Source organism: Brevundimonas sp. D3-1P, from assembly GCF_055809335.1.
Genome location: NZ_CM147908.1, coordinates 1,069,250 through 1,090,968, shown reverse-complemented (window position 1 = coordinate 1,090,968; position 21,719 = coordinate 1,069,250). Strand labels below are relative to the sequence as shown.

Here is a 21,719-nt window from a genome sequence, read left to right as displayed (position 1 = left end):
AAGGATCTGATCTTATGATCCAGATGCAAACTAACCTGGAAGTGGCCGATAATTCGGGCGCCCGCCGGGTCATGTGCATCAAGGTGTTGGGCGGCTCCAAGCGCCGCTACGCCTCGATCGGCGACACCATCGTCGCCTCCGTGAAGGAAGCCATCCCGCGCGGCCGCGTGAAGAAGGGCGATGTCGTTCGCGCCATCGTCGTGCGCACCGCCAAGGACATCCAACGCAAGGACGGCTCGGTCATCCGCTTCGACAAGTCGGCCGCCGTCATCGTCAACAAGCAGAACGAGCCCGTCGGCACGCGGATCTTCGGCCCGGTTCCCCGCGAACTGCGCGCCAAGAACCACATGAAGATCATCTCGCTGGCACCGGAGGTCCTGTAACATGGCCGCCAAGATCAAGAAGGGCGACCGCGTCGTCGTCCTCACCGGCAAGGACAAGGGCCGCACGGGCAATGTGCTGAAGGTCCTGCCTTCCGAAAACCGCGTCGTCGTCGAAGGCGTCAACATGGTCCAGCGCCACACGCGCCCGAGCCAGGCTGACCCGCAAGGCGGCATCAAGAACAAGGAAGCCTCGCTTCACCTGTCGAACGTCGCGATCGCCGACGCCAACGGCAAGGCGACCCGCGTCGGCTTCAAGATCGATGGGGACGCCAAGGTCCGCATCGCCAAGACGACGGGAGACGTCATCTGATGGCGACCGAAAAGTACACACCGCGCCTGAAGGGCGAGTATCAGGCTCGCATCCGCCAGGTGATGAAGGACAAGTTCGGCTATACGAACGAAATGCAGGTGCCCAAGCTGGACAAGATCGTCCTGAACATGGGCATCGGCGAAGCCGTGGCGGACTCCAAGAAGGCGGCGACCGCCCTCAAGGACCTGACCGCCATCGCCGGTCAGAAGGCCGTCGCCACCAAGGCCCGCAACTCCATCGCCGGCTTCAAGCTGCGCGAAGGCATGGTCATCGGCGGCAAGGTCACGCTGCGCGGCGACCAGATGTACGAGTTCCTGGACCGGTTCATCACGATCGCCCTGCCGCGCGTGAAGGATTTCCGTGGTCTGAAGGGCACGTCCTTCGATGGTCGCGGCAACTACGCCACCGGTCTGAAGGAACACATCGTGTTCCCGGAGATCAACTACGACCAGATCGATCAGATGTGGGGCATGGACATTGTCGTCTGCACCACGGCCAAGACCGATGAGGAAGCCAAGGCTCTCCTCACCGAGTTCAAGTTCCCGTTCGTGAAGAACTGAGCGGGAAGGGAAGAGCACAATGGCTAAGAAAAGCGCCGTAAACCGCAACGAAGCCGTCAAGGCCCTGGTTGCGAAGTATGCCGCAAAGCGCGCCGCCCTCAAGGCGACCGCCAACGACGAGAACCTGCCGCTGGAGGAGCGCTTCGAGGCGCGCCTGCAACTGGCCGCCCTGCCGCGCAACTCCGCGCCGAGCCGCATTCGCAACCGCTGCGAAGTGACGGGTCGTCCGCGCGCGTTCTACCGCAAGCTCAAGATGAGCCGGATCGCGCTGCGTGAACTGGGCAACCTGGGCCAGATTCCCGGCCTGACGAAGTCGAGCTGGTAAGGGGAGCGAACAGACATGATGATCAACGATCCCCTGAGCGACATGATCGCTCGCATCAAGAACGCGGCGACCCGCAAGCGTTCCAAGGTGCTGACCCCGGCCTCGCGTCTGCGCCAGCGCGTCCTCGACGTGCTGCAGGACGAAGGCTACATCCGCGGCTACAACCTGGTTCAGAACCCGGGTGAGTTTCCGCAGTTCGAGATCGAGCTGAAGTACTTCGACGGCCAGCCCGTCATCGCCGAGATCGCGCGCGTGTCCAAGCCGGGCCGCCGCGTCTACTCCGCGATCGGCGATCTGAAGCCCGTCAAGAACGGCCTCGGCATCTCGATCCTTTCGACTTCGAAGGGCGTCATGTCCGACGCCGCCGCTCGCGACGCCAATGTCGGCGGCGAAGTCCTCTGCAGGGTCTACTGATATGTCCCGTATCGGCAAGAAAACCATCGCCGTGCCGAAGGGCGTGACTGTCACGCTCGACGGCCAGAACATCACGGTCAAGGGTCCCAAGGGCGAACGCGCCTGGACCGTCGCCGAAGAGATCGAAGTCAAGCAGGAAGGCGACGACCTGTCGCTGACCCCGCGTTCGGACACGCCTCGCGCCCGCGCGATGTGGGGTCTGTCGCGGACCCTGGTCGACAACATGGTCACGGGCGTCACCTCGGGCTTCGAAAAGTCGCTGGAGTTGGTCGGCGTGGGCTACCGCGCCGCGATGAAGGGCGACGCCCTGTCGCTGCAACTCGGCTTCTCGCACGAAGTCGACATCGACCCGCCGGCCGGCGTCAGCTTCGCTGTTCCCAAGCAGACCGAGATCAAGATCTCGGGCTCGGACAAGCAGGCTGTCGGTCAGGTCGCCGCGGTCATCCGCAAGCTGCGTCCGCCGGAGCCCTACAAGGGCAAGGGCGTCCGTTACGCCGGCGAGACCGTGCGTCGCAAGGAAGGCAAGAAGAAGTAAGTCATGGCTCTCTCTCTTCGACAACAAGCCAAGCGCCGCTCGGAGCGCACTCGCCGTCGCCTGAAGGCCGTCGCCAATGGTCGTCTGCGTCTGTCGGTCTACCGTTCGGACAAGAACATCTCGGCCCAGATCATCGACGACGCCCAGGGCGTGACCGTCGCCTCGGCCTCGTCGCTGGAAGGCGGCAAGGGCAAGCGCGGTTCGGACACGGCCGCGGCCGCCGCGATCGGCAAGCTGATCGCCGAACGCGCCATCGAGAAGGGCGTCAAGGACGTCGTCTTCGACCGCGGCGAGTACATCTATCACGGACGGGTGAAGGCGCTGGCGGAAGCCGCGCGTGAAGCCGGCCTGAACTTCTAAGGGACGCGACAGATGGCGCAACAACCCCAACGCGGCGGCGGCGGCAATGATCGCAACCGTCGTGACAACCGCAACGCCCCCGCTGTCGACGGCCCGGATTCGGACATCGTCGAGAAGCTGGTCCACATCAATCGCGTCGCCGCCACCGTCAAGGGCGGGCGTCGCTTCAGCTTCGCGGCCCTGATGGTCGTCGGCGACGGCAAGGGCCGCGTCGGCTTCGGCCACGGCAAGGCGCGCGAAGTGCCGGAAGCCATCCGCAAGGCGACCGAAGAAGCCAAGAAGACGATGATCCGCGTTCCGCTTCGCGAGAACCGCACCCTGCACCACGACGGCGCCGGCCGTTGGGGCGCCGGCAAGATCATGATGCGCGCCGCCCCTCCCGGCACCGGCGTCATCGCGGGCGGTCCGATGCGCGCGGTCCTCGAAACCCTCGGCGTCCAGGACGTCGTGGGCAAGTCGACCGGTTCGTCGAACCCCTACAACATGATCCGCGCGACGTTCGAGGCCCTGAAGGTCCAGTCGTCGCCGCGTCAGGTCGCTTCGAAGCGTGGCAAGAAGGTCGCCGACCTGATGGGCCGCCGCAATGACGGCGCCTCGGCGCCGGAAGCCGTGGAGTCCTAAGTCATGGCCGAGAATAAGACCGTCACCATCAAGCAGATCGGTTCGCCGATCCGCCGCAAAAACGACCAGCGCGCCACCCTGGTGGGCCTGGGCCTGAACCGCATGGGCCGCGAAGCGACCCTGGAGGACACCCCTTCGGTTCGCGGCATGATCGCCAAGGTCCACCATCTGGTGGAAGTGGTCGAGAAGTAAGCCCCGCTCTTCGGAGCGGGAGTGGCGAGTGGTTGGTGGCGAGTGGCGAGCAGGGAAGCGGCGATTTCGTCGTTTTTCCTTGACTCGCCGCTCAACACTCGCCACTCGCCACTTTCTTTTTTCCAAGCCGAGTCCGGACGATGTCCGGGCGCTAGCACCCGAAAGGATCAGGCACATGAAACTCAACGAAATCCGCGACAACGAAGGCGCGCACAAGAAGCGCATGCGTGTCGGCCGTGGCCCCGGTTCGGGCAAGGGCAAGACCTCGGGCCGCGGCGTCAAGGGCCAGAAGTCGCGCACCGGCGTCAGCCTGCTGGGCTTCGAAGGCGGCCAGATGCCGCTGTACATGCGCATGCCCAAGCGCGGCTTCAACAATCCGAACGCCCTGAAACTGGCCGAAGTGAACCTGTGGCGCCTGCAAGACGCCATCGACGCCGGCAAGCTGGACGCCTCGTCGGAAATCAAGGGCGACGCCCTGGTGGCCGCCGGCGTGATCCGCCGCGTCAAGGACGGCGTGCGCCTGCTGGGCACCGGCGAGGTCAAGGCCAAGCTGAACCTGGTCGTCTGGTCGGCCACGGCCGGCGCCAAGAAGGCCATCGAAGCCGCCGGCGGTTCGGTCGTCGAACAACGCATCGAAGCCGAAGCCAAGGCCGCCGCGCGCGTCGAGAAGCGCAACGCCGCCAAGGGCAAGGCCCCGGCCGCCAAGGCGCCCCAGGGCGACGCCAACAAGGTCTCGGCCCGCGCCAAGCGCACCGCCGCCAAGGCCTGATCACCGCGTCGTCGCGGTCCTTTTAGGCCGTGGCCTGGATACACCTGCGACGACGAAAGAACGGAAGCGGCTCTCGCATGAGGGCCGCTTTCCGCCTATCTGACGACTCAATCAGTCGTGGGGACGCATAATGGCTTCGGCCGCAGAACAACTCGCCGCCAATATGAACATGGGCTCGTTCGCGAAAGCGACCGAGCTGCACAAGCGCCTGCTGTTCACGCTGGGCGCGCTCCTGGTCTATCGGATCGGGACCTATGTGCCGATCCCGGGCATCAACTCGCAGGCCTTCCTGCAGTTCTTCCAGGATCCGTCGGGCCAGCGCGGCATCCTGGACATGTTCAACATGTTCTCGGGCGGCGCGGTCGAGCGTATGGCGATCTTCGCGCTGAACGTGATGCCCTACATCTCGGCCTCGATCATCGTGCAGCTGATGGGCACGGTCTATCCGCCCTGGGAGAAGCTGAAGAAGGAAGGCGGCGAGAGCGGCCGCAAGCAGCTGAACCAGTACACCCGCTATTTGACGGTGTTCCTGGCGCTGGCCCAGTCGTTCGGCATCGCGGCCGGCCTGAACAGCACGGCGGGTCTGGTCGACAATCCGGGCGTCTTCTTCATCGCCTCGACGGTCGTGACCCTGACCGGCGGCACCATGTTCCTGATGTGGCTGGGCGAGCAGGTGACGGCGCGCGGCGTCGGCAACGGCATCTCGCTGATCATCTTCGCCGGCATCGTGGCGGTCCTGCCGTCCACCATCGCGCGCCTGCTGGGCCTGGCCCAGCAAGGCCAGATGTCGGCCTTCGCCCTGCTGTTCATCGCCATCCTGGCGGTGGCCACGGTCGTCTTCATCGTCTTCATGGAACGCGCCCAGCGCCGTCTTCTGATCCAGTATCCGAAGCGCCAGGAAGGCAACAGGATGGCCGGGGGCGAGCGTTCGTTCCTGCCGCTGAAGGTCAACACCGCCGGCGTCATCCCGCCGATCTTCGCCTCTTCGCTGCTGATGCTGCCGACGACGGTCGCGACCATGACCGCCAACGCCGACCTGCCCGGCTGGCTGAGCTGGCTGCCGCTGGTGACGGCGCAGCTGACGCACGGGCAGCCGTTGTTCATGGTGCTCTACGCCGCCCTGATCATCTTCTTCTGCTTCTTCTACACCTCGATCACCTTCAACCCCGAGGATACGGCCGAGAACCTGCGCAAATACGGCGGATTCCTGCCGGGCATCCGTCCGGGCAAGCGCACGGCGGAATATCTGGACTATGTGCTGACCCGCCTGACGGTGATCGGCGCGGCCTATATCACCGCAGTCTGCCTGCTGCCGGAGTTCATCGTCAGCCAGTTCGGCAACAGCCTGTATTTTGGCGGAACGTCTATCTTGATCGTGGTCTCGGTGACGATGGACACTGTCGCCCAGATTCAGTCCCAACTGCTGGCCCACCAGTACGAAGGCCTGATCAAGAAGGCCAAGCTGCGCGGACGCGGTGGCCGTGGCGCGCCAACGCCGGTGCGTCGCTAAATCCAAGCTGACAGACGCCTAGGGGAGGGCTGAAGCGTGAACTTGATCCTGTTCGGACCGCCGGCGGCGGGCAAGGGCACCCAGGCCAAGCGGCTGGTGGAAGAGAAGGGCATGGTCCAGCTCTCCACCGGCGACATGCTGCGGGCGGCGATCGCCTCGGGCTCGGACCTGGGACTCAAGGTCAAGGACGTGCTGGCGCGCGGCGATCTGGTCACGGACGAGATCGTCATCGCCCTGATCGAGGACCGCCTGCCCGAGGCCGAGGCCGCAGGCGGCGCCATCTTCGACGGCTTCCCCCGCACCGTGGCCCAGGCCGAGGCCCTGGACGCCATGCTGGCCAAGCGCGGGGCCCAGATCGACGCCGTGGTGCGGCTGAAGGTCGATGACGCCGCCCTGACCGAACGGATCGCCAAGCGGTTCGCCGAACAGGGACGGCCCGACGACAATCCCGAATCCTTCAAGGTTCGGCTGGAGGCCTACAACCGCAACACCGCCCCGCTGCTTCCCTATTACGAGAAGCAGGGCAAGCTGACCGAGGCGGACGGCATGGGCTCGATCGAATCGGTCGCAAAGGCCATCGACGAAGCTCTGGCGTGACCAAAGTCCGCCTCGGGCGTTAGACGTCCGATGACCGACGACGACGTCAGGCCGGACAAATGGCGCGCCCGCAGACGCTGGCGCGCCTTCGCCGTTTTCTGCGTTGTCGCCGGGGCCGAGATCGGGCTGTTCCTGTTGCTGGGCCAAGTGAACGGCCGCGCGCCGCAGCCGCCCGCCCCCTCGGAGCCGCAGCCGTTCGAGGTCGTGCTCTACGACCCGCCGCCCCCCGCTTCCGACCAGCCGCCGGCGCCTGAGACGGGAGGAGGGGCTCCCGCCGCCGCCTCGCGCATCCACACGCCGCCGCCGCCGAAACAGGCGCGTCCCCCGGAACTGCCCGCGCCGCCAAAACAGGCCCCGGCGCCCGCACCTGTCGTCGGCGTCGCCCCCGCGCCGTCGCCCCAGCCCGGATTCGGCCAGGGCGGGCAGGGGACAGGCGCAGGCTCCGGCGTCGGTTCGGGAGCCGGCCCCGGCTCCGGTTCGACCGGGCCGCGTCTGGTCACGGGGCCGACCATCGGTCAGATCCGCGCCAGCCACCCGCCTCGCGCGCGCAGCCGCTACGGCCGGGCCGAACTGTCGTGCGTCATTCGGCTGGACAATCGGCTGGACGATTGCCGCATCGTGGACGAAACTCCGCCGGGCCTGGGCTTCGGGGCGGCGGGCCTTCAGGTTTCGGGCTTCTTCCGCTTCCAGCCGCCGACCGAGAACGGCCGTCCGGTCCAGGGCCAGCGCGTCACCGTCGGCATCGACTTCGGGCGTCCGCCGCGCTGAACCACGCCAGACGTTGACGGCCTGTGAATCATCTGTATAAGGGCGCCTTCCCGCGAAGGGCGCCACGCTCCTGGTTTGTTAACCGGAGCGTTTGTTGCGTCTGACTAACGCGTATCTGGAGAATTTCGTGGCCCGTATCGCTGGCGTCAACATCCCGACCAACAAGCGCGTGGAAATCGCGCTTCAATACATCCATGGCATCGGCCCCGCGGCCGCCAAGGACATCACCGGCAAGGTCGGCATCGACGCCGCGCGCCGCGTCAACCAGCTGACGGACGCCGAAGTGCTGTCGATCCGCGAGACGATCGACCGCGACTATACGGTGGAAGGCGACCTGCGTCGCGAAACCTCGATGAACATCAAGCGTCTGATGGACCTGGCCTGCTATCGCGGCCTGCGTCACCGCAAGGGCCTGCCGGTCCGCGGTCAGCGCACCCACACCAACGCTCGCACCCGCAAGGGTCCGGCCAAGCCGATCGCCGGCAAGAAGAAGTAAGAGAGAGCTGACCGATGGCCAAGGAACCGGGTCGCGTAAAGCGCCGCGAACGCAAGAACATCACCTCGGGCGTCGCCCACGTGAACGCCAGCTTCAACAACACGATGGTGACGATCACCGACGCGCAAGGAAACGCGATTTCCTGGTCGTCGGCCGGCCATATGGGCTTCAAGGGTTCGCGTAAGTCGACCCCCTACGCCGCCCAGATGGCCGCGGAAGACGCCGGCAAGAAGGCCCAGGAGCACGGCGTGAAGACGCTGGAGGTCAATGTTTCGGGTCCGGGTTCCGGCCGGGAATCGGCTTTGCGCGCCCTGCAGTCCGTCGGTCTGACGATCACGACCATCCGCGACGTCACGCCGATGCCGCACAATGGCTGCCGTCCGCCCAAGCGTCGTCGCGTCTGATCGCGACTTCGTTCCAGGCACACCCCATCTCCGTCGGCTCCACCATGGCCTCGTCGACAAGGCCGGAGCCGACGAAACCCGTTCGAGGGACAAAATGATCGAAAGAAACTGGCAAGAGCTGATCCGTCCCGAGAAGCCCCAGATCGAGACCGGCTCCGACGCCCAGCGCAAGGCGCGCCTGGTGGCCGAACCCCTCGAGCGTGGCTTCGGCGTGACCCTCGGCAACGCGCTGCGTCGCGTTCTGCTGTCGTCGCTGCAAGGCGCGGCTGTCACCGCCATCCAGATCGACGGCGTGGTCCATGAATTCTCGTCGCTGGAAGGCGTGCGCGAAGACGTGGTCGACATCGTCCTGAACATCAAGCAACTGGCGCTGCGCATGCACGCCGAAGGCCCCAAGCGCATGACCCTGCGCGCCACGGGCCCCGGCGCGGTGACGGCCGGCCAGATCGACGTGCCGGCGGACATCGAGGTCCTGAACCCCGATCACGTCATCTGCACCCTGGACGACGGCGCCTCGATCCGCATGGAACTGACCGTCCAGAACGGCAAGGGCTATGTGGCCGCCGAACTGAACCGCCCGGAAGACGCGCCCATCGGCCTGATCGCCGTGGACGCCCTGTATTCGCCGGTCAAGAAGGTGGCTTACCGCGTCGAGCCGACCCGCCAGGGTCAGTCGCTGGACTACGACAAGCTGCTGCTGGAAGTGGAGACCAACGGCGCGGTGACGCCTGTGGACGCCGTGGCCTACGCCGCGCGCATCCTGCAGGACCAGCTGCAGATCTTCATTACCTTCGAAGAGCCCAAGAAGGCTGTCGAGCAGTCGGACGGCAAGCCCGACCTGCCCTTCAACCCGGCCCTGCTGAAGAAGGTGGACGAGCTGGAACTGTCGGTCCGTTCGGCCAACTGCCTGAAGAACGACAACATCGTCTACATCGGCGACCTGATCCAGAAGACCGAGGGCGAAATGCTTCGCACCCCGAACTTCGGCCGCAAGTCGCTGAACGAGATCAAGGAAGTTCTCGCGACGATGGGCCTGAGCCTCGGCATGGACGTGCCGAACTGGCCGCCCGAAAACATCGAAGACCTGGCCAAGAAGTTCGACGACCAGATCTAAGTTCAACCCTCCGCCCGTCTCCTTTCGGGGAGAATGCCGGGGCGGTTAGAAGATTACGGGTCTAGGTCTCCGATCAGGAGATACCGGGCCCGGAGTAGGAGAGACCCAGATGCGCCACGGCGCCGCCCATCGTAAACTCGGTCGCACGACCAGCCACCGCACCGCCATGTTCGCCAACATGGCCGCCTCGCTGATCAAGCACGAGCAAATCACCACGACCCTGCCCAAGGCCAAGGAACTGCGTCCCTTCGTCGAGAAGCTGGTCACTCTGGCCAAGAAGGGCGATCTGCACGCGCGTCGTCAGGCCATCAGCCAGGTCCGCGACGTGCCGCAGGTCGGCAAGCTGTTCGAAACGCTGGGCCCGCGCTACAGCGAGCGCAACGGCGGCTATATCCGCATCATGAAGGCCGGCTTCCGCCACGGCGACAACGCCCCGATGGCCGTGATCGAGTTCGTTGATCGCGACGTCGAAGCCAAGGGCAAGGACTCCGGCCCGGTCCTGGCCTACGAAGGCGACGAAGACTAAGACCTGGTCGAAAGACCAGACGCCGAAAGGGCGGTCGGAGCGATCCGGCCGCCCTTTTGCTTTGCGGGCGGATGGGGCATGAGCCGGTCATGAGCGCCGTCATCGTCGATTATCGCCCCGAACACGCCGCCGCCTGGGCGCGGCTGAACGCCGCCTGGCTGGCCGAGGGCGGCTTCGAGATCGAGGCCAAGGATCGGTCGGCCATCGACGATCCCCAGGGCAGCTTCCTGGACAGGGGCGGGCGCATCTTCATCGTCGAGCAAAACGGCGAAGCCGTCGGCTGCTGCGCCCTGGTTCCCATCGCGGACGGGGCCGAGGTGTGCAAGATGACGGTGACGCCGGCGGCGCGCGGTCAGGGGCTGGCGCGGCGCCTGCTGGAGGCCTGCGAGGCGGCGGCGCGGGAAGCGGGCGTCCAGCGCCTCTATCTGGAGACCAACAGCGGATTGAGGACCGCTATCGCTCTATACGAACGGTTCGGCTTCGTCCATCTGCCTGCGCGGCCGACGCCCTATGCGCGCGCCGACGTCTTCATGGAAAAGCGCCTCTAGCTAGCCGTCCAGCACGGCCGCCAGGGCCATCAGCCATATGAGCAGAATGCACAGGCCATAGGCGATCTGATCCTGGCGAGAACGGCGGGGCGGTCGGGGCGGCGGGTTCGGGTGCGGCATCGCCAAGGTTCAAGCCGATAGGCGCCGGCTGCGAAATCGATTAAGCGGTGATGGCTATGTGAGGGGAGGTCACATGACCGGCCGTGCGCCGCCGCCTTTGAACGCATTGAGAACCTTCGAGGCGTTCGCGCGTCACGCCAGCATGACGCGCGCGGCGGGCGAATTGTGCGTGACGCACGGGGCCGTAAGCCGCCAGATCGCGGCGCTTCAGGAAACACTGGGCGTGCGGCTGGTCGGCGGACCGCGTCACGCCCTGACCTTGACCGAGGCCGGTCGGCGGCTGGCGGACGGTCTGACGCCCGCGTTCGGCGCCATCGCCGATTCGGTGGCCCAGGCGCGGGGGGAGACGGTGCGCGAGATCGAAATCTCCTGCCTGGGAACCTTCGCCCTGAAATGGCTGATTCCGCGCCTGCCGGCGTTCTCGCAGGTCCATCCCGAAATCCGGGTGCGGCTGTCGGAATCCTATCTGCCGGTCGATTTTCGCCGGGATCGGTTCGACGGCGCCATCCGCATCGTGGAGCCGGGCCAACGTCACCCTCGCACCGAAAGCACGCGCTTCCTGGATCAGCACCAAGGGCCGGTGGGCGCGCCGGACCTGATGGCGGCGCTGCAGACCTTGCAGGCGGTCGCCGCTGCGCCGCGCCTGCGCTCGGCCACCTTTCGCCAGGCCTGGACGGTGTGGGCCGACCTTGCGGGGGTGACGCTGGACGAGGACGCGCCCGAGCGGGAGTTCGCCCATAATCATTCGCTGGTCGAGGCGGCCGCTTCCGGCCTGGGCGTGGCCATCGCGCCTTGGGCCTTCGTCGCGCCGGACATCCTGGGGGGACGTCTGGCGGCGCCGTTCGGCTTTGTGAAGCGAGCATCCTGGTTCGCCTTCCTGCGGCCGGAGGGGCGACGGGATGCGGCCGTGGACGCCTTTCGCGACTGGCTGGCGCGCGAGGGCGAACGCAGCCCGCCGCCGCCTATTCCTTCGACAAATCCTGCCGGTTGAACCAGGCTGCAGCGGCCGCGAAGGGCAGTCCGATCCATAGGCCGAGGCCAAGCAGTCCTTTCGCCGCCGCGTGGTCGGGCAGGTCGGCCGCCGTTCCGCCTTCGATGACCGCCTTCAGCAGGTCGGTCGCCAAGCCGGGCGACAGCAGGGGCAGCAGCCAGCCGTCCGGCGTCACGCCCATGGGAAGCAGGATGTTCGGCAGGAAATATTGGCCGATCCCGATCACCAGGGGGGCGAACAGGGCCGCCAACAGGGACCGCGTCATGACCGCCGCCAGCAGGCCCAGCATGGTGAACTGCAGGATGCGCGCCCAGCCGGTCAGGGCCAGAAGACCGAAATCGGCGGCGGCCCCGCCGGTCATGGAGAAGGCGAGCGGGCGGCCGAACACCGCCGCCTGGATCAGGCCGGCGATCACATCGGACGCCAGGGCGGCCAAGGTCGCCAGCACGATCACCAGGACAGCCACCACGACCTTGCCGGCGATCAGGTTGGATCGGGTGTTGCGCGCGCTGATCAGCCGCCAGGTCTCCCAGCGATAGTCGCCGGCGTAGAGTGTGGCCGCCCCGATCAGCACGAACATCAGGATGGCGGGATTGGCGAAGTCGCCGGCGCTCTTGACCAGGGCCAGGCCCAGGTCGAGCGGGCCGCCCTTCATCAGCTCGGGCGGCAGCTTGCCGACCAGCTTGGCCTCGTTGGCCTTGGCGACGACGAAGCCGACGGTGGCCAGCAGGACGCCCATGATCGGCACGAACAGCACGCTCCAGAACAGGGCGGTGCGGTTGCGCGACAGTCGATAGGTTTCGGAACGGATCGCGTCAGCCAGCACGGTTCTGCTCCTGCACGCCGGTCCAGCCGGTTTCGCTCATGAAGACGTCTTCCAGGTCGGCGCCGATCCAGCGGGCCTCTTCGATATCGACGCCCGCCTCGACCAAGGCCTTGATCAGGGCGGGGGCGTCGGCGCGCGGCGTCGCGGCCAGCAGGGCGTCGCCGTCCAGCGTGGCGCGTTCGCCCAGCACGGCCATGGCCCTGGCCAAGGGGGTGACGGCCAGGCGAAGGCGCTGGCCCGAGGCGGTCAGGTCTGAAACGCGCCCCTCGGTGATGACCTTGCCCTTGTTGAAGATGGCCACGCGGTCGCAGACGCGCTGGACCTCCTGAAGCTGGTGGCTGGCCAGGATCACGGTCACGCCGTCGTTGTCGGCCAGGCTGCGGATCAGGGCGCGCATCTCCTGGATGCCGGGCGGGTCCATGCCGCTGGTGGGTTCGTCCAGGATGACCAGGTCGGGCTTGGTCATCAGGGCGGCGGCGACGCCCAGCCGTTGCAACATGCCGACCGAGAAACCACGCACGCGGCGGTTCGCCGCCTCGGTCAGGCCGACGCGCTGGAGCCAGTTGTCGATCTCGGCCCGGCTGACGCCGCCGTGGGCCTGGGCCAGCCAGACCAGCACCTGGCGCGCCGTCATGAAGGGGGGAAAGCGCGGCGTCTCGATCATCGACCCCATTCGGCGCATCGACGTCGGATCGCCGACCCGGCCGCCCATGACCGTGGCGTCGCCTTCGGTCGGGCGAATCAGGCCCAGCAGGGTGCGGAACAGGGTCGACTTGCCCGCCCCATTCGGGCCCAGCACGCCATAGACCCCGCCGCGCGGGATCGACAGGGTCAGGCCGTCGAGGGCCTTCACCGCCCCGTAGGTCTTGGTGAGGCCGCGGATTTCGATGACGGTGTCCATACCGCAAGCTTGGCGCGAGAACGCCGTTCCGACAAGCCGTCGTGCGACTGTCGCGCATTAAGTTTAGGCAAGGTTTTCGTGTCGTTTCGGAGTTCGCCCATGTCCCGTTTCCCGCTCGCCGGCCTGGTCGCCGGCCTGCTCGTCGCCGGGGCGATGGCCCTGTCGTCCTGTGCGGGCGCGCCGCCCGCCCAGACGCCGCCGATCGCGGCGGCGACGACGGTCCAGGCCGGGGCGCCGGACCGGGTGATCCTGATCTCCATCGACGGTTTCCGGCCCGACTACCTGGGCCAAGGCCAGACGCCGGTGCTGGACGGCCTGGTCGCCGGGGGCGCGTTCGGGCCGATGCGGCCGTCGTTTCCCAGCGTGACCTTCCCCAACCACTATACGCTGGTGACGGGGCTGCATCCCGACCATCACGGCGTGGTCGGCAACCGCTTCACCGACGCGCAGCTGGGCGTCTTCACCATGGCCAGCAAGGAGACGGGCTTCTGGGACCAGGGCGAGCCGATCTGGGTCAGCGCCGAAAAGGCCGGGGTGCGGACCGGCACCATGTTCTGGCCGGGCTCCGAGGTCGAAATCCATGGCGTGCGTCCCAGCCAATGGGCCCCGTTCGACCAGGGGATGCCTGGCGATTCGCGCGTGGACCGGGTGCTGTCCTGGCTAGACCTGCCGGCGGACAAGAGGCCCAGGCTGGAGACGCTGTATTTCGACATCGTGGACACCGCCGGCCACCGGCATGGCCCGGATTCGCCGGAAACGCGCGCGGCCGTCGCCTCCGTCGACGCCTCGATCGGGCGCCTGGTCGAGGGACTGAAGTCGAGGGGGCTTTACGAGCGGACGCTGCTGGTCGTGGTGTCGGATCACGGCATGGCGGCGACCTCGCCCGACCGGGTGATCTGGATCGACGACATCATCGACCCGTCGGCGCTGAGGATCGGCTATGGCGGCGCGGTTCTGACCGCCGATCCGGCGCCGGGACGCGAGGCCGAGGTGCAGCAGAAGCTGGTCGGCCGCCATCCGCACATGGACTGCTGGAACAAGGCCGATTTGCCGGCCCGGCTTGTCTATGGCTCCAATCCGCGCGTGGCCCAGATCGTCTGCCTGGTCCAGACCGGGTGGCTGACCGCCACGCGCGACCGGCCCGTCACCCGTCCGGGCGGGGCCCACGGCTATGACAATCAGGCGCCGGAGATGGCGGCGGTGTTCATCGCGCACGGGCCGGGCGTGATCGCCGGGCGTGGATTGACCGATCTGGACAGCGTGGACGTGCAGCCGTTCCTGGCGCGAATGCTGGGCGTCGCGGCGCCCGCCGGCGACGGTCGGCCACAGGATACGCTTCCCATAACGACCCCCTGATTGGCGGACGCGCGATTTCGGCGCACAATGGCGGCCGCAGGGGCAGGGAGGCGGCGATGCGCAAGGGGCTTTGGGTCGCGACCCTTTCGGCGGCCTGTCTGATGGCGCCGGTCGCCGTCGCCGACGCCACCGCGACGGCGGCGACCCTGGCATTGATCGCCAATCCGCAAATCTGCGGTCGCGTCGGGCCCGTGGGCGAGGTTCGACCCACGGCGGACATGGTCATGGCTCCCGGTTTCGGCAGCGACGGCTTTCCGGTCGACGCCAAGACGCCGGAGGCCCAGGCCTGGTTCGACTATGGCGTTCGACTGCGCTGGGCGTTCGAACATTCGGAATCGGTGCGGGCCTTTCGGAAGGCGCGGCTGCTGGACCCGTCGTGCGGCATGTGCGCCTGGGGCGAGGCCTGGGCCATAGGGCCGAATCTGAACGGCGGCGGATACGACCCCGGCTCCGTCGCCACCGGCCTTCGCGTCGCGCGCGAGGCGCGTCGGCTGGCCCGCGATGCGACACCCGTGCAGCGCCAGATGATCGACGCCCTGATCCAGCGCTATTCCGGCGAGGAAACGACCCGCGCCCTGCGTTTCGCCCGCGCCATGGACCGCATCGCCAAGCGCAATCCCGACGACGCCTCCATCGCCAGCATCGCCGCCGACGCCTGGATGCTGGAGCCCGAGGGCGAGTGGTGGGACAAGGACGGCAAGGCGGCCGACCCCGCCGTGACGCGCGCCATGACGATCCTGGAGCACGCCCTGACGGTCAAGCCGGACGATCCGGGCGCCATCCACCTGTATATCCATCTGACCGAATGGTCGGACGACCCGCATCGCGCCCTGGCGTATGGCGAGCGGCTGGCCCGGCTGGCGCCGGGCGCCAGCCACCTGGTGCACATGCCGTCGCACACCTTCTATCGCGTCGGGCGCTACAAGGACGCGATGATGTCCAACGTCGACGCCGTGGCGCTGGACAAGAACTACGACCGACTGGTCGGCCCGCCCGGCGGCATTCGCGGCATGAGACTGCACGCCCACAACATCCATTTCGGCATGGGCGGCGCCCTGATGGCGGGCGGGGCCGAGCGGGGTCTGGAACTGGCCGACTGGTATATGGCGACCTATCCGCAGCTGCTGGCGCCGCCCGAGGCTGGCGAGGACGACTATTGGATCTATCGCCAGATCATGGCGGCGGACGCCTATGCCCTCTACGGCCGGTTCGGCACGGCGGATCAGGTCGCGGCCCTGGCTGAACCGGACGCCGGGCGGCCGCTGATGCGGGTGGGCTGGCGCTATGCGCGGGGCGAGGCGGCGGCGCGTCGCGGCGATGCGCCTGCGGTGCGGGCCGAGGCGGCGGGCATTGCGGCGCTGCTGGCCGACAAGGCGTTCAAGGGGCCGATGGCGGATCGCCAGGCCGGCTTCGCCGAACTGTTTCAAAAGGTGCTGGAGGGCCGGGCGGCCATGATCCAGGCCGACTATCCCGCCGCCATCGCCGCCTATGGCCGAGCCGCCGAAATCCAGGCCATGAACCCAGAAGGCGGCGATCCGCCGTTGATCTGGTATCCGACGCGCCGCAGTTTGGCGGCGGCCCTCCTGGCGAATGGCGACCCGGCCGGAGCCAGGGCCAAGATCGACGAACTGCTGAAGGACTGGCCCGCCGACCCCTACAGCTATTACGTCCTCTACCGCGCCGAACAGGCGATGGGCGACGAAGCCGCCGCCAATGAGGCCCTGCGCCATGCGGGGGTCGAATGGATCGGCGGGCGGATGACCCTGGCGGAGGCTTAGGGCGCGGCCTTACTTCTTGGCCGCCTCGATCATTTTGCCGATCTCGGCCGGATCGATGCTGGCGGCGGCCTTGCCGTTGACGAAGAAGGTGGGCGTGCCCTGAAGGCGCAGGGCGGCGGCCGTGGTGTGGATGTCGGCGATGTGGCGGGTGGTCTCGGGCGAGGCCAGGGCCGCCTTGGCGCGGGTCATGTCCACGCCGTTCGCGGCCAGAATGGCGTCGATTGAGGCCAGGGTCAGGGCGCGCTCGTTCATCAGGGCGTCGTAGACGTCCAGATATTTGCCCTGCTGGTGCGCGGCCAGGGCGGCGCGGGCGGCGTATTGCGAGGTGACGTCGTCGCCCCGGTCCAGGATGGGCCAGTCCTTGAAGACGAAGCGGACCTCCGGGTGGGCGGCCATAAGGGCGCGATAGTCGTGGGCCACGGCCTTGCAGCCGGGGCAGCGGAAGTCGAAGAATTCGATCACCGTCACCTTGGCGTCGGCCGGTCCGAAGGCGGGGTCGCGGCTGTCGGGCGCCAGCAGGCCCGCATTGGCGGCGGCGGCGGCGTTGGTTTCGTCCACGCGCGCCTGGCCCTCCTTGGCCTGCAGCGCCAGGCTGGCCTCCTGAAGCACCTCGGGGTGCTCCAGCAGATAGGTGCGGACGTTCGCGCCGCCGTTGAAATAGGGCGTGGCGGCCAGGCCCAGGGCGACGACCGAAAGCCCCAGGGCGACATAGCCGGCGCGGCCGCCGCTCAGCAGGCCGGTCCTGGGTTGGTGCGCGGCCGGGGCTTCGGGCGCAGGCGCGGGGGCGTCGTCGGTCATGGATGCTCGCAGTCTTACAAGGGTCAGTTCAGGGTCGTAGGCCGGCGGGCGGCGTCGCGCCGGTCAAGGTCGCGCAGGTCGTCGGGCGTGGCGCCCGAGGCCAGGACGATGTCGACCGCGCGGCGCCATTCGATGGAGCCGGGGTCGAGCATGGAGCGGGCGCGCAGGGCGAACTGCGTCGCCTGCTTCTCGTCGCCGCCGGCGAAATAGTATTCGGCCGAGGCCAGACGCGCCTCGCCCTCCTTGCCCTGGGAGGCATAGGCCTGGGCCAGCAGACGCCAGGCCATGGTGTTGTCCTTTTCGGCGACGACGGCGCGCCGCAACTGGTCGATGGCCTCGTCCAGATTGGACTTGTCGTTGGTTTCGATCAGCGCGTGGGCCAGGTTGATGCGCAGAAGGGGGGCGTCGGGCTTCAGCCGCACGGCTTCGCGGTGAGAGGCGACCGCCTCGGCCGGGCGACCCTCCTCGAACAGGATCTGGCCCTTCAATTCCTGAAAATAGGGGTTGGCGACGTCGCCGGCGATCAGGGCGTCGACCGCCGCCAGGGCCTTGTCGGTCTGGCCGTCTCGATACCAGGCGATGGCGCGCGCGTAGCGGCCGGGCAGGGAGTCGTCGGCGGACGGATAGTCCCGCAGCGTCGCATTCGGCGAATCCATGAAGGCGTGGATCTTGGCCAGGATCAGGGCGTGCTGGGCCATCCGTTCGGGACTGTCGCGATGATCGTAGTGCGGCTGTTCCTGCACATAGCGGCGCAGGGTCTCGATACGCTGGGACGACAGGGGGTGGCTGCGGAAATAGGGATAGCGCCGGGCGTCGGAAAACACCTCCTGCGAGCGGAAATTGTCGAAGAACGACACCAGGCCCGCCCCGGATTCGCCGGCCGCCTCCAGTCCGCGGACGCCGGTCAGATCGGCCTCGCCCTCCTGGCCCTGCATATACCGCAGCGCGCCCAGCGCACCGAAATACTGGCTGGAGCCCAACAGGGCCACGCCTGCGTCGGGGGCGCCCGCCGCGATGGCCAGGGCACCCAGTGCCATGGTCATGAACATCGGTTGTTTGCCGGCGTTCTGGGCGCCGTCGCGCAAGGTGTGGCGGTTCTTGATGTGGCCCGCCTCGTGCGCCATCACCCCCAGCAGTTCGTTGGGCGTCTTGGTGCGCAGGATCAGGCCGGTGTTGACGCCCATGATCCGCCCGCGCGTGGCGAAGGCGTTCAGTTCGTCGTCATTGACCAGCAGAACCTGGATGTCCGACGGGTTCAGCCCCATGGCCGCAAAGACCGGGTCGGCCCATTCCCGCACGATGCCCTCGACCTCGGTGTCGCGGATCAGGCTCTGGGCGGAGGCCTGGCCGGCGATGCAAAGGGCCGTAAGGGCCGTGGCCGCCGCCGCCAGAAGACGGGATGCAGATCGGGGAAGCCACCTCATGGCTGAACTCCAATAGCGACCGACCCCCGCCTGCATCCTGACAATCTAATCGTGACCGATCAGCGGCGCCACCACCCGCGCTTGGGCTTTTCGGGCGGCGCGACGATCTGGTTCGGATCCTCCGCGATGATGGCCTCCACGTCGATCTCCGGCCTGGGCGCGACGAAGGGCTCGGCCAGGACGGCGGGCTGGGGCGCCGCCTTCGTCTCGGCGATGGCGCGTTCGATAGCCAGCCCCGCCTGAGGCGTGACGTCCAACTGCGCCGGGGCGCCTTCGAGCGTCGCCTCGTTCGGCTCGATGGCCGTGTCGGGGTGAGGTTCGAAATGGGCCTCGGCGGCCGGCGTCTCGGCGGCCGGCGTCTGGGCGGTCTCGACCGGAGCCGTTTCCGTCTTGGCGGCCGTCTTGCGGCGCACGCGACGACGCTGAGGCTCGGGCGCCAGTTCGGGGGAGGTTTCCGTAACGGCCTCAGCGGCCGGTTCGGCGGCCTCGACCATCACGGCCATCGGCGTCTCGGGCGAGCCGTCGGGCGGCATGCCTTCGTTGGTGGCGCGGTTCTCGACCTTGATCTCGTGCGCCGCGCCGGCTTCGACGCCGCGACCCCGGCCGCGACGACGACGGCGGCGCGAACGTCCGCCTTCCTCGTTGGCGCCGTCGCCATTGGCGTCTTCGATCGCGACCTCCAGGCGTTGCCCGTCCGCTTCGGCCGCCGGACGCTCGGCGCGCTCGGGACGTTCGCCCGGGCCTTCGCTCCGGCTAGGATTCAGCGGATCGAACCAGACGTAGGGATCGTCCAGAGACGGCGTGCGGCCGCGCACCCAGGCGTAGACGTCGCGCTCTCCATCCTCGCGCATCCGTCGACCGCCGCGACGGCCCCGACGGCGACGGCGGCCGTTCTCGTCCTCCTCGTCGTCCGAGGCGTCGTCCAGGCTGACGGCGTCGACGGCCTCTTCGTCGCGACGCCCGCCGCGACGGCGGCGACGGTTTCGGCCGCGCCCGACGCTGTCGTGACGCTCGGCGCGCTCGCGCGGCTCGTCGTCGTCGGTGTCCTCGCGCTCCAGCGAGTCCTCGTCTTCGTCCTCGTCGTCGGGGACGATCTCCTCGTCTTCGTCGTCCTCTTCGTCCTCGTAGAGGGAGGGGTCGAAGTCGTCGTCCAGGTCGGGCAGTTCGACCTCGGGCGCGACGAAGTCCTCGTTGGTCTCGGTGCGCTCGATATTGTGTTCGCCCTGGCCCAAGCTATCGTCGATCTGGACGATGACGTTCAGGCCGCGGCGCTCCAGAAGCGACTGCAGATAGGCGCGCTTGTGGTTCAGGATGTACAGGCCGACGGCGGTGCAGACCTTCAGCACCACCACGCCCGCGCCGTTCTTGCCGGCCTCGATGTCGACCGCGCGCAGGGTCATCAGGGCGGCGGATTCGGCCGAGCGGATGCGGCCGGTGCCCTGGCAATGCGGGCAGGCCTCGGTCGCGCCCTCGATCACGCCCAGGCGGCGACGCTGGCGGCTGATCTCCATCAGGCCGAAGGGCGAGATGCGGCCCATCTGGATGCGGGCGCGGTCGCTGGACAGGGCGTCCTTCAGCACCTTCTCGACGGCGCGGTTGTTCTTGCCCTCGTCCATGTCGATGAAGTCGATCACGACTAGGCCGGCCAGGTCGCGCAGGCGCAGCTGGCGAGCGGCCTCGACGGCCGCTTCCATATTGGTCTTGAACGCCGTCTGCTCGACGTTGCGTTCCTTGGTGGCGCGGCCCGAGTTGACGTCGATGGCCACCAGGGCCTCGGTCTGGTTGATCACCAGATAGCCGCCCGACTTCAGCGGCACGACCGGCTGGTGGATCTGGGTCAGCAGTTCCTCGATGCCGTTGGCGGCGAACAGGGGACGCGAGCCGCGATACAGGTGAACCTTCTTGGCCTGGGCCGGCATCAGCACGCGCATGAAGTCGCGCGCCTCCTTGAAGCCCTCGACCCCCTCGACCTGGATGCCGTCGAAGTCCTTGTCGAACATGTCGCGCACGGCGCGGCGGACCAGGTTCTCTTCCTCGTAGATGACCGAGGGGGCGTGAGAGGCCAGGGTGGTCTCGCGGATCGTCTCCCACAGGCGCAGCAGATATTGATAGTCGCGCTTGATCTCGGCCTTGGTGCGCTTGGCGCCGGCCGTGCGGATGATCAGCCCCATGCCTTTCGGCACGTCCAGGGCCGCGACGGCGCTCTTCAGGCGGCGACGGTCCGAGGTGTTGGTGATCTTGCGCGAAATGCCGCCGCCCTTGCCCGTGTTGGGCATCAGCACGCAGTAGCGGCCGGCCAGCGACAGCCATGTGGTCAGGGCCGCGCCCTTGGCGCCGCGCTCGTCCTTGACGACCTGAACCAGCAGGATCTGGCGGCGCTTGATCACGTCCTGGATCTTGTAGCGGCGCATCAGCCGGCGCTTCAGACGCTCCTCGTCGGCCAGTGCGGCGTCGGGATCGACGTCGTCGCTGACGGATTCGCGGTCCAGATCGTCCTCGTCGTCATCGTCCTGCGGCTCGGCCATGATGGCTTCGCGGTCGGCGACGGGGATCTGGTAATAGTCGGGATGGATTTCGTTGAAGGCCAGGAAGCCGTGGCGATTGCCGCCGTATTCGACGAAAGCGGCCTGGAGGCTGGGCTCTACGCGGGTGACTTTGGCCAGGTAGATGTTGCCGCGAAGCTGGCGCTTCGCTCGGGATTCGAAGTCGAACTCCTCAATCTGGCGTCCGTCCACGATGGCGACCCGGGTTTCTTCCGGGTGGGCCGCGTCGATCAGCATTGTCTTTGACATTGAAGGTCTCTCTCTGGCGCGCGCTGGCCGGCCGGCCCGGAACACCGGGTCGGATCGTGGCGGCTCGCCGAATGAAGCTAGGGGCCGGCGCGCGCGACATCCCCTCGCCGAGAACGGCGAAGCGGGCTTGATCAAGCCGTTGGGGTGCGCAGGCGTTAAGGCCCATGGAAGTCGTCGGTCCTGAACCGGGCGCGCCAATCCCTTGGGAAGGCCGCGTCCCTGGTCCGCTCTTCGAATCCTCGGCGATGCCGGGAGATTCTAGGATTGGTGAAAGTCAGCGCCGCGAGGAGGGCGCGCCAGG

The 21,719-nt window shown here is 67.6% G+C and carries 26 protein-coding genes; 21 read left to right on the top strand and 5 right to left on the bottom strand.

The features are described 5' to 3' along the window. Nucleotides 1-14 precede the first annotated feature (14 nt). From rplN to AC0L6G_RS05525, 19 genes are all read left to right on the top strand, one after another. Nucleotides 15-383, top strand: coding sequence for a 50S ribosomal protein L14 (gene rplN / locus AC0L6G_RS05615; RefSeq protein WP_003164378.1), 369 nt, complete (start codon nt 15-17; stop codon nt 381-383). Between the two features lies 1 nt (nt 384). Further along, nucleotides 385-693, top strand: coding sequence for a 50S ribosomal protein L24 (gene rplX / locus AC0L6G_RS05610; protein ID WP_292020060.1), 309 nt, complete (start codon nt 385-387; stop codon nt 691-693). Next, a complete protein-coding gene (gene rplE, locus AC0L6G_RS05605) occupies nt 693-1,253 on the top strand; it encodes a 50S ribosomal protein L5 (protein ID WP_293826174.1) in 561 nt (186 codons plus the stop codon). Before rplX ends, rplE begins: the two co-directional genes overlap by 1 nt. Nucleotides 1,254-1,272: 19 nt before the next feature. Beyond that, nucleotides 1,273-1,578 (top strand): 30S ribosomal protein S14, encoded by a 306-nt coding sequence (rpsN, locus tag AC0L6G_RS05600; protein WP_017506048.1) that lies wholly within the window; start codon nt 1,273-1,275, stop codon nt 1,576-1,578. 15 nt (nt 1,579-1,593) lie between these two features. After that, entirely contained in the window at nt 1,594-1,992 is a 399-nt protein-coding gene (gene rpsH / locus AC0L6G_RS05595; protein ID WP_054765468.1) for a 30S ribosomal protein S8, read from the top strand. Between the two features lies 1 nt (nt 1,993). Beyond that, a complete protein-coding gene (gene rplF / locus AC0L6G_RS05590) occupies nt 1,994-2,527 on the top strand; it encodes a 50S ribosomal protein L6 (protein ID WP_291540549.1) in 534 nt (177 codons plus the stop codon). A 3-nt stretch (nt 2,528-2,530) separates the two neighbouring features. Beyond that, nucleotides 2,531-2,887, top strand: coding sequence for a 50S ribosomal protein L18 (gene rplR, locus AC0L6G_RS05585; RefSeq protein ID WP_154726238.1), 357 nt, complete (start codon nt 2,531-2,533; stop codon nt 2,885-2,887). A gap of 12 nt (nt 2,888-2,899) precedes the next feature. Further along, nucleotides 2,900-3,508 carry a 30S ribosomal protein S5 gene (gene rpsE / locus AC0L6G_RS05580; protein ID WP_293826168.1) on the top strand — a complete coding sequence of 203 codons (609 nt, stop codon included), beginning with the start codon at nt 2,900-2,902 and terminating at the stop codon, nt 3,506-3,508. A gap of 3 nt (nt 3,509-3,511) precedes the next feature. Further along, the gene (rpmD, locus tag AC0L6G_RS05575; RefSeq protein WP_291540330.1) at nt 3,512-3,700 is read left to right on the top strand and encodes a 50S ribosomal protein L30; all 189 of its coding nucleotides are present in this window, start codon (nt 3,512-3,514) and stop codon (nt 3,698-3,700) included. 175 nt (nt 3,701-3,875) lie between these two features. Further along, entirely contained in the window at nt 3,876-4,469 is a 594-nt protein-coding gene (gene rplO, locus AC0L6G_RS05570) for a 50S ribosomal protein L15 (RefSeq protein WP_293826166.1), read from the top strand. A gap of 130 nt (nt 4,470-4,599) precedes the next feature. Continuing rightward, entirely contained in the window at nt 4,600-5,979 is a 1,380-nt protein-coding gene (secY, locus tag AC0L6G_RS05565; RefSeq protein WP_293826164.1) for a preprotein translocase subunit SecY, read from the top strand. Nucleotides 5,980-6,015: 36 nt separating this feature from the next. Then, on the top strand, nt 6,016-6,576 hold the full coding sequence (locus AC0L6G_RS05560; RefSeq protein ID WP_291540337.1) for an adenylate kinase: 561 nt from the start codon (nt 6,016-6,018) through the stop codon (nt 6,574-6,576). Nucleotides 6,577-6,606: 30 nt separating this feature from the next. After that, nucleotides 6,607-7,344: an energy transducer TonB gene (locus tag AC0L6G_RS05555; RefSeq protein ID WP_293826162.1), complete on the top strand. Its 738-nt coding sequence runs from the start codon at nt 6,607-6,609 to the stop codon at nt 7,342-7,344. Nucleotides 7,345-7,471: 127 nt separating this feature from the next. Then, on the top strand, nt 7,472-7,840 hold the full coding sequence (rpsM, locus tag AC0L6G_RS05550; RefSeq protein WP_291540341.1) for a 30S ribosomal protein S13: 369 nt from the start codon (nt 7,472-7,474) through the stop codon (nt 7,838-7,840). A gap of 14 nt (nt 7,841-7,854) precedes the next feature. Continuing rightward, nucleotides 7,855-8,244 (top strand): 30S ribosomal protein S11, encoded by a 390-nt coding sequence (rpsK, locus tag AC0L6G_RS05545; protein WP_201100505.1) that lies wholly within the window; start codon nt 7,855-7,857, stop codon nt 8,242-8,244. A 94-nt stretch (nt 8,245-8,338) separates the two neighbouring features. Next, nucleotides 8,339-9,358, top strand: coding sequence for a DNA-directed RNA polymerase subunit alpha (locus AC0L6G_RS05540; protein WP_293826153.1), 1,020 nt, complete (start codon nt 8,339-8,341; stop codon nt 9,356-9,358). A gap of 109 nt (nt 9,359-9,467) precedes the next feature. Next, the gene (rplQ, locus tag AC0L6G_RS05535) at nt 9,468-9,884 is read left to right on the top strand and encodes a 50S ribosomal protein L17 (protein WP_087119301.1); all 417 of its coding nucleotides are present in this window, start codon (nt 9,468-9,470) and stop codon (nt 9,882-9,884) included. An 89-nt stretch (nt 9,885-9,973) separates the two neighbouring features. Continuing rightward, the gene (locus AC0L6G_RS05530) at nt 9,974-10,432 is read left to right on the top strand and encodes a GNAT family N-acetyltransferase (protein WP_473252963.1); all 459 of its coding nucleotides are present in this window, start codon (nt 9,974-9,976) and stop codon (nt 10,430-10,432) included. A gap of 193 nt (nt 10,433-10,625) precedes the next feature. Next, nucleotides 10,626-11,543 carry a LysR substrate-binding domain-containing protein gene (locus tag AC0L6G_RS05525; RefSeq protein WP_473252962.1) on the top strand — a complete coding sequence of 306 codons (918 nt, stop codon included), beginning with the start codon at nt 10,626-10,628 and terminating at the stop codon, nt 11,541-11,543. On the opposite strand, the gene AC0L6G_RS05520 is transcribed toward AC0L6G_RS05525, so the two are convergent. Then, nucleotides 11,515-12,369 carry an ABC transporter permease subunit gene (locus AC0L6G_RS05520; RefSeq protein ID WP_473252961.1) on the bottom strand — a complete coding sequence of 285 codons (855 nt, stop codon included), beginning with the start codon at nt 12,367-12,369 and terminating at the stop codon, nt 11,515-11,517. The genes AC0L6G_RS05525 and AC0L6G_RS05520 overlap by 29 nt on opposite strands. After that, on the bottom strand, nt 12,359-13,270 hold the full coding sequence (locus tag AC0L6G_RS05515) for an ABC transporter ATP-binding protein (protein ID WP_473252960.1): 912 nt from the start codon (nt 13,268-13,270) through the stop codon (nt 12,359-12,361). Before AC0L6G_RS05515 ends, AC0L6G_RS05520 begins: the two co-directional genes overlap by 11 nt. Before the next feature lie 99 nt (nt 13,271-13,369). Here AC0L6G_RS05515 and AC0L6G_RS05510 point away from each other — a divergent pair, with 99 nt between their 5' ends. Together AC0L6G_RS05510 and AC0L6G_RS05505 are read left to right on the top strand one after the other, a co-directional pair. After that, the gene (locus tag AC0L6G_RS05510) at nt 13,370-14,626 is read left to right on the top strand and encodes an alkaline phosphatase family protein (protein WP_473252959.1); all 1,257 of its coding nucleotides are present in this window, start codon (nt 13,370-13,372) and stop codon (nt 14,624-14,626) included. 56 nt (nt 14,627-14,682) lie between these two features. Next, nucleotides 14,683-16,404 (top strand): tetratricopeptide repeat protein, encoded by a 1,722-nt coding sequence (locus AC0L6G_RS05505; RefSeq protein WP_473252958.1) that lies wholly within the window; start codon nt 14,683-14,685, stop codon nt 16,402-16,404. 9 nt (nt 16,405-16,413) lie between these two features. On the opposite strand, the gene AC0L6G_RS05500 is transcribed toward AC0L6G_RS05505, so the two are convergent. From AC0L6G_RS05500 to AC0L6G_RS05490, 3 genes are read right to left on the bottom strand one after another with little or no spacing between them, the layout of a single operon-like run. Beyond that, nucleotides 16,414-17,202 (bottom strand): DsbA family protein, encoded by a 789-nt coding sequence (locus AC0L6G_RS05500; RefSeq protein ID WP_293826136.1) that lies wholly within the window; start codon nt 17,200-17,202, stop codon nt 16,414-16,416. A gap of 23 nt (nt 17,203-17,225) precedes the next feature. Next, nucleotides 17,226-18,626 carry a M48 family metalloprotease gene (locus AC0L6G_RS05495; protein ID WP_293826134.1) on the bottom strand — a complete coding sequence of 467 codons (1,401 nt, stop codon included), beginning with the start codon at nt 18,624-18,626 and terminating at the stop codon, nt 17,226-17,228. A 59-nt stretch (nt 18,627-18,685) separates the two neighbouring features. Next, complete coding sequence (locus AC0L6G_RS05490; protein WP_293826132.1) at nt 18,686-21,418, bottom strand: Rne/Rng family ribonuclease; 2,733 nt, start codon at nt 21,416-21,418, stop codon at nt 18,686-18,688. Nucleotides 21,419-21,719 lie beyond the last annotated feature (301 nt).

Coding starts and splice junctions, on each gene's coding strand:
- rplN (WP_003164378.1), top strand. CDS start 15: ATGATCCAGATGCAAACTAACCTGGAAGTGGCCGATAATTCGGGCGCC.
- rplX (WP_292020060.1), top strand. CDS start 385: ATGGCCGCCAAGATCAAGAAGGGCGACCGCGTCGTCGTCCTCACCGGC.
- rplE (WP_293826174.1), top strand. CDS start 693: ATGGCGACCGAAAAGTACACACCGCGCCTGAAGGGCGAGTATCAGGCT.
- rpsN (WP_017506048.1), top strand. CDS start 1,273: ATGGCTAAGAAAAGCGCCGTAAACCGCAACGAAGCCGTCAAGGCCCTG.
- rpsH (WP_054765468.1), top strand. CDS start 1,594: ATGATGATCAACGATCCCCTGAGCGACATGATCGCTCGCATCAAGAAC.
- rplF (WP_291540549.1), top strand. CDS start 1,994: ATGTCCCGTATCGGCAAGAAAACCATCGCCGTGCCGAAGGGCGTGACT.
- rplR (WP_154726238.1), top strand. CDS start 2,531: ATGGCTCTCTCTCTTCGACAACAAGCCAAGCGCCGCTCGGAGCGCACT.
- rpsE (WP_293826168.1), top strand. CDS start 2,900: ATGGCGCAACAACCCCAACGCGGCGGCGGCGGCAATGATCGCAACCGT.
- rpmD (WP_291540330.1), top strand. CDS start 3,512: ATGGCCGAGAATAAGACCGTCACCATCAAGCAGATCGGTTCGCCGATC.
- rplO (WP_293826166.1), top strand. CDS start 3,876: ATGAAACTCAACGAAATCCGCGACAACGAAGGCGCGCACAAGAAGCGC.
- secY (WP_293826164.1), top strand. CDS start 4,600: ATGGCTTCGGCCGCAGAACAACTCGCCGCCAATATGAACATGGGCTCG.
- AC0L6G_RS05555 (WP_293826162.1), top strand. CDS start 6,607: ATGACCGACGACGACGTCAGGCCGGACAAATGGCGCGCCCGCAGACGC.
- rpsK (WP_201100505.1), top strand. CDS start 7,855: ATGGCCAAGGAACCGGGTCGCGTAAAGCGCCGCGAACGCAAGAACATC.
- AC0L6G_RS05540 (WP_293826153.1), top strand. CDS start 8,339: ATGATCGAAAGAAACTGGCAAGAGCTGATCCGTCCCGAGAAGCCCCAG.
- rplQ (WP_087119301.1), top strand. CDS start 9,468: ATGCGCCACGGCGCCGCCCATCGTAAACTCGGTCGCACGACCAGCCAC.
- AC0L6G_RS05530 (WP_473252963.1), top strand. CDS start 9,974: ATGAGCGCCGTCATCGTCGATTATCGCCCCGAACACGCCGCCGCCTGG.
- AC0L6G_RS05525 (WP_473252962.1), top strand. CDS start 10,626: ATGACCGGCCGTGCGCCGCCGCCTTTGAACGCATTGAGAACCTTCGAG.
- AC0L6G_RS05515 (WP_473252960.1), bottom strand. CDS start 13,270: ATGGACACCGTCATCGAAATCCGCGGCCTCACCAAGACCTACGGGGCG.
- AC0L6G_RS05510 (WP_473252959.1), top strand. CDS start 13,370: ATGTCCCGTTTCCCGCTCGCCGGCCTGGTCGCCGGCCTGCTCGTCGCC.
- AC0L6G_RS05505 (WP_473252958.1), top strand. CDS start 14,683: ATGCGCAAGGGGCTTTGGGTCGCGACCCTTTCGGCGGCCTGTCTGATG.
- AC0L6G_RS05500 (WP_293826136.1), bottom strand. CDS start 17,202: ATGACCGACGACGCCCCCGCGCCTGCGCCCGAAGCCCCGGCCGCGCAC.
- AC0L6G_RS05495 (WP_293826134.1), bottom strand. CDS start 18,626: ATGAGGTGGCTTCCCCGATCTGCATCCCGTCTTCTGGCGGCGGCGGCC.
- AC0L6G_RS05490 (WP_293826132.1), bottom strand. CDS start 21,418: ATGTCAAAGACAATGCTGATCGACGCGGCCCACCCGGAAGAAACCCGG.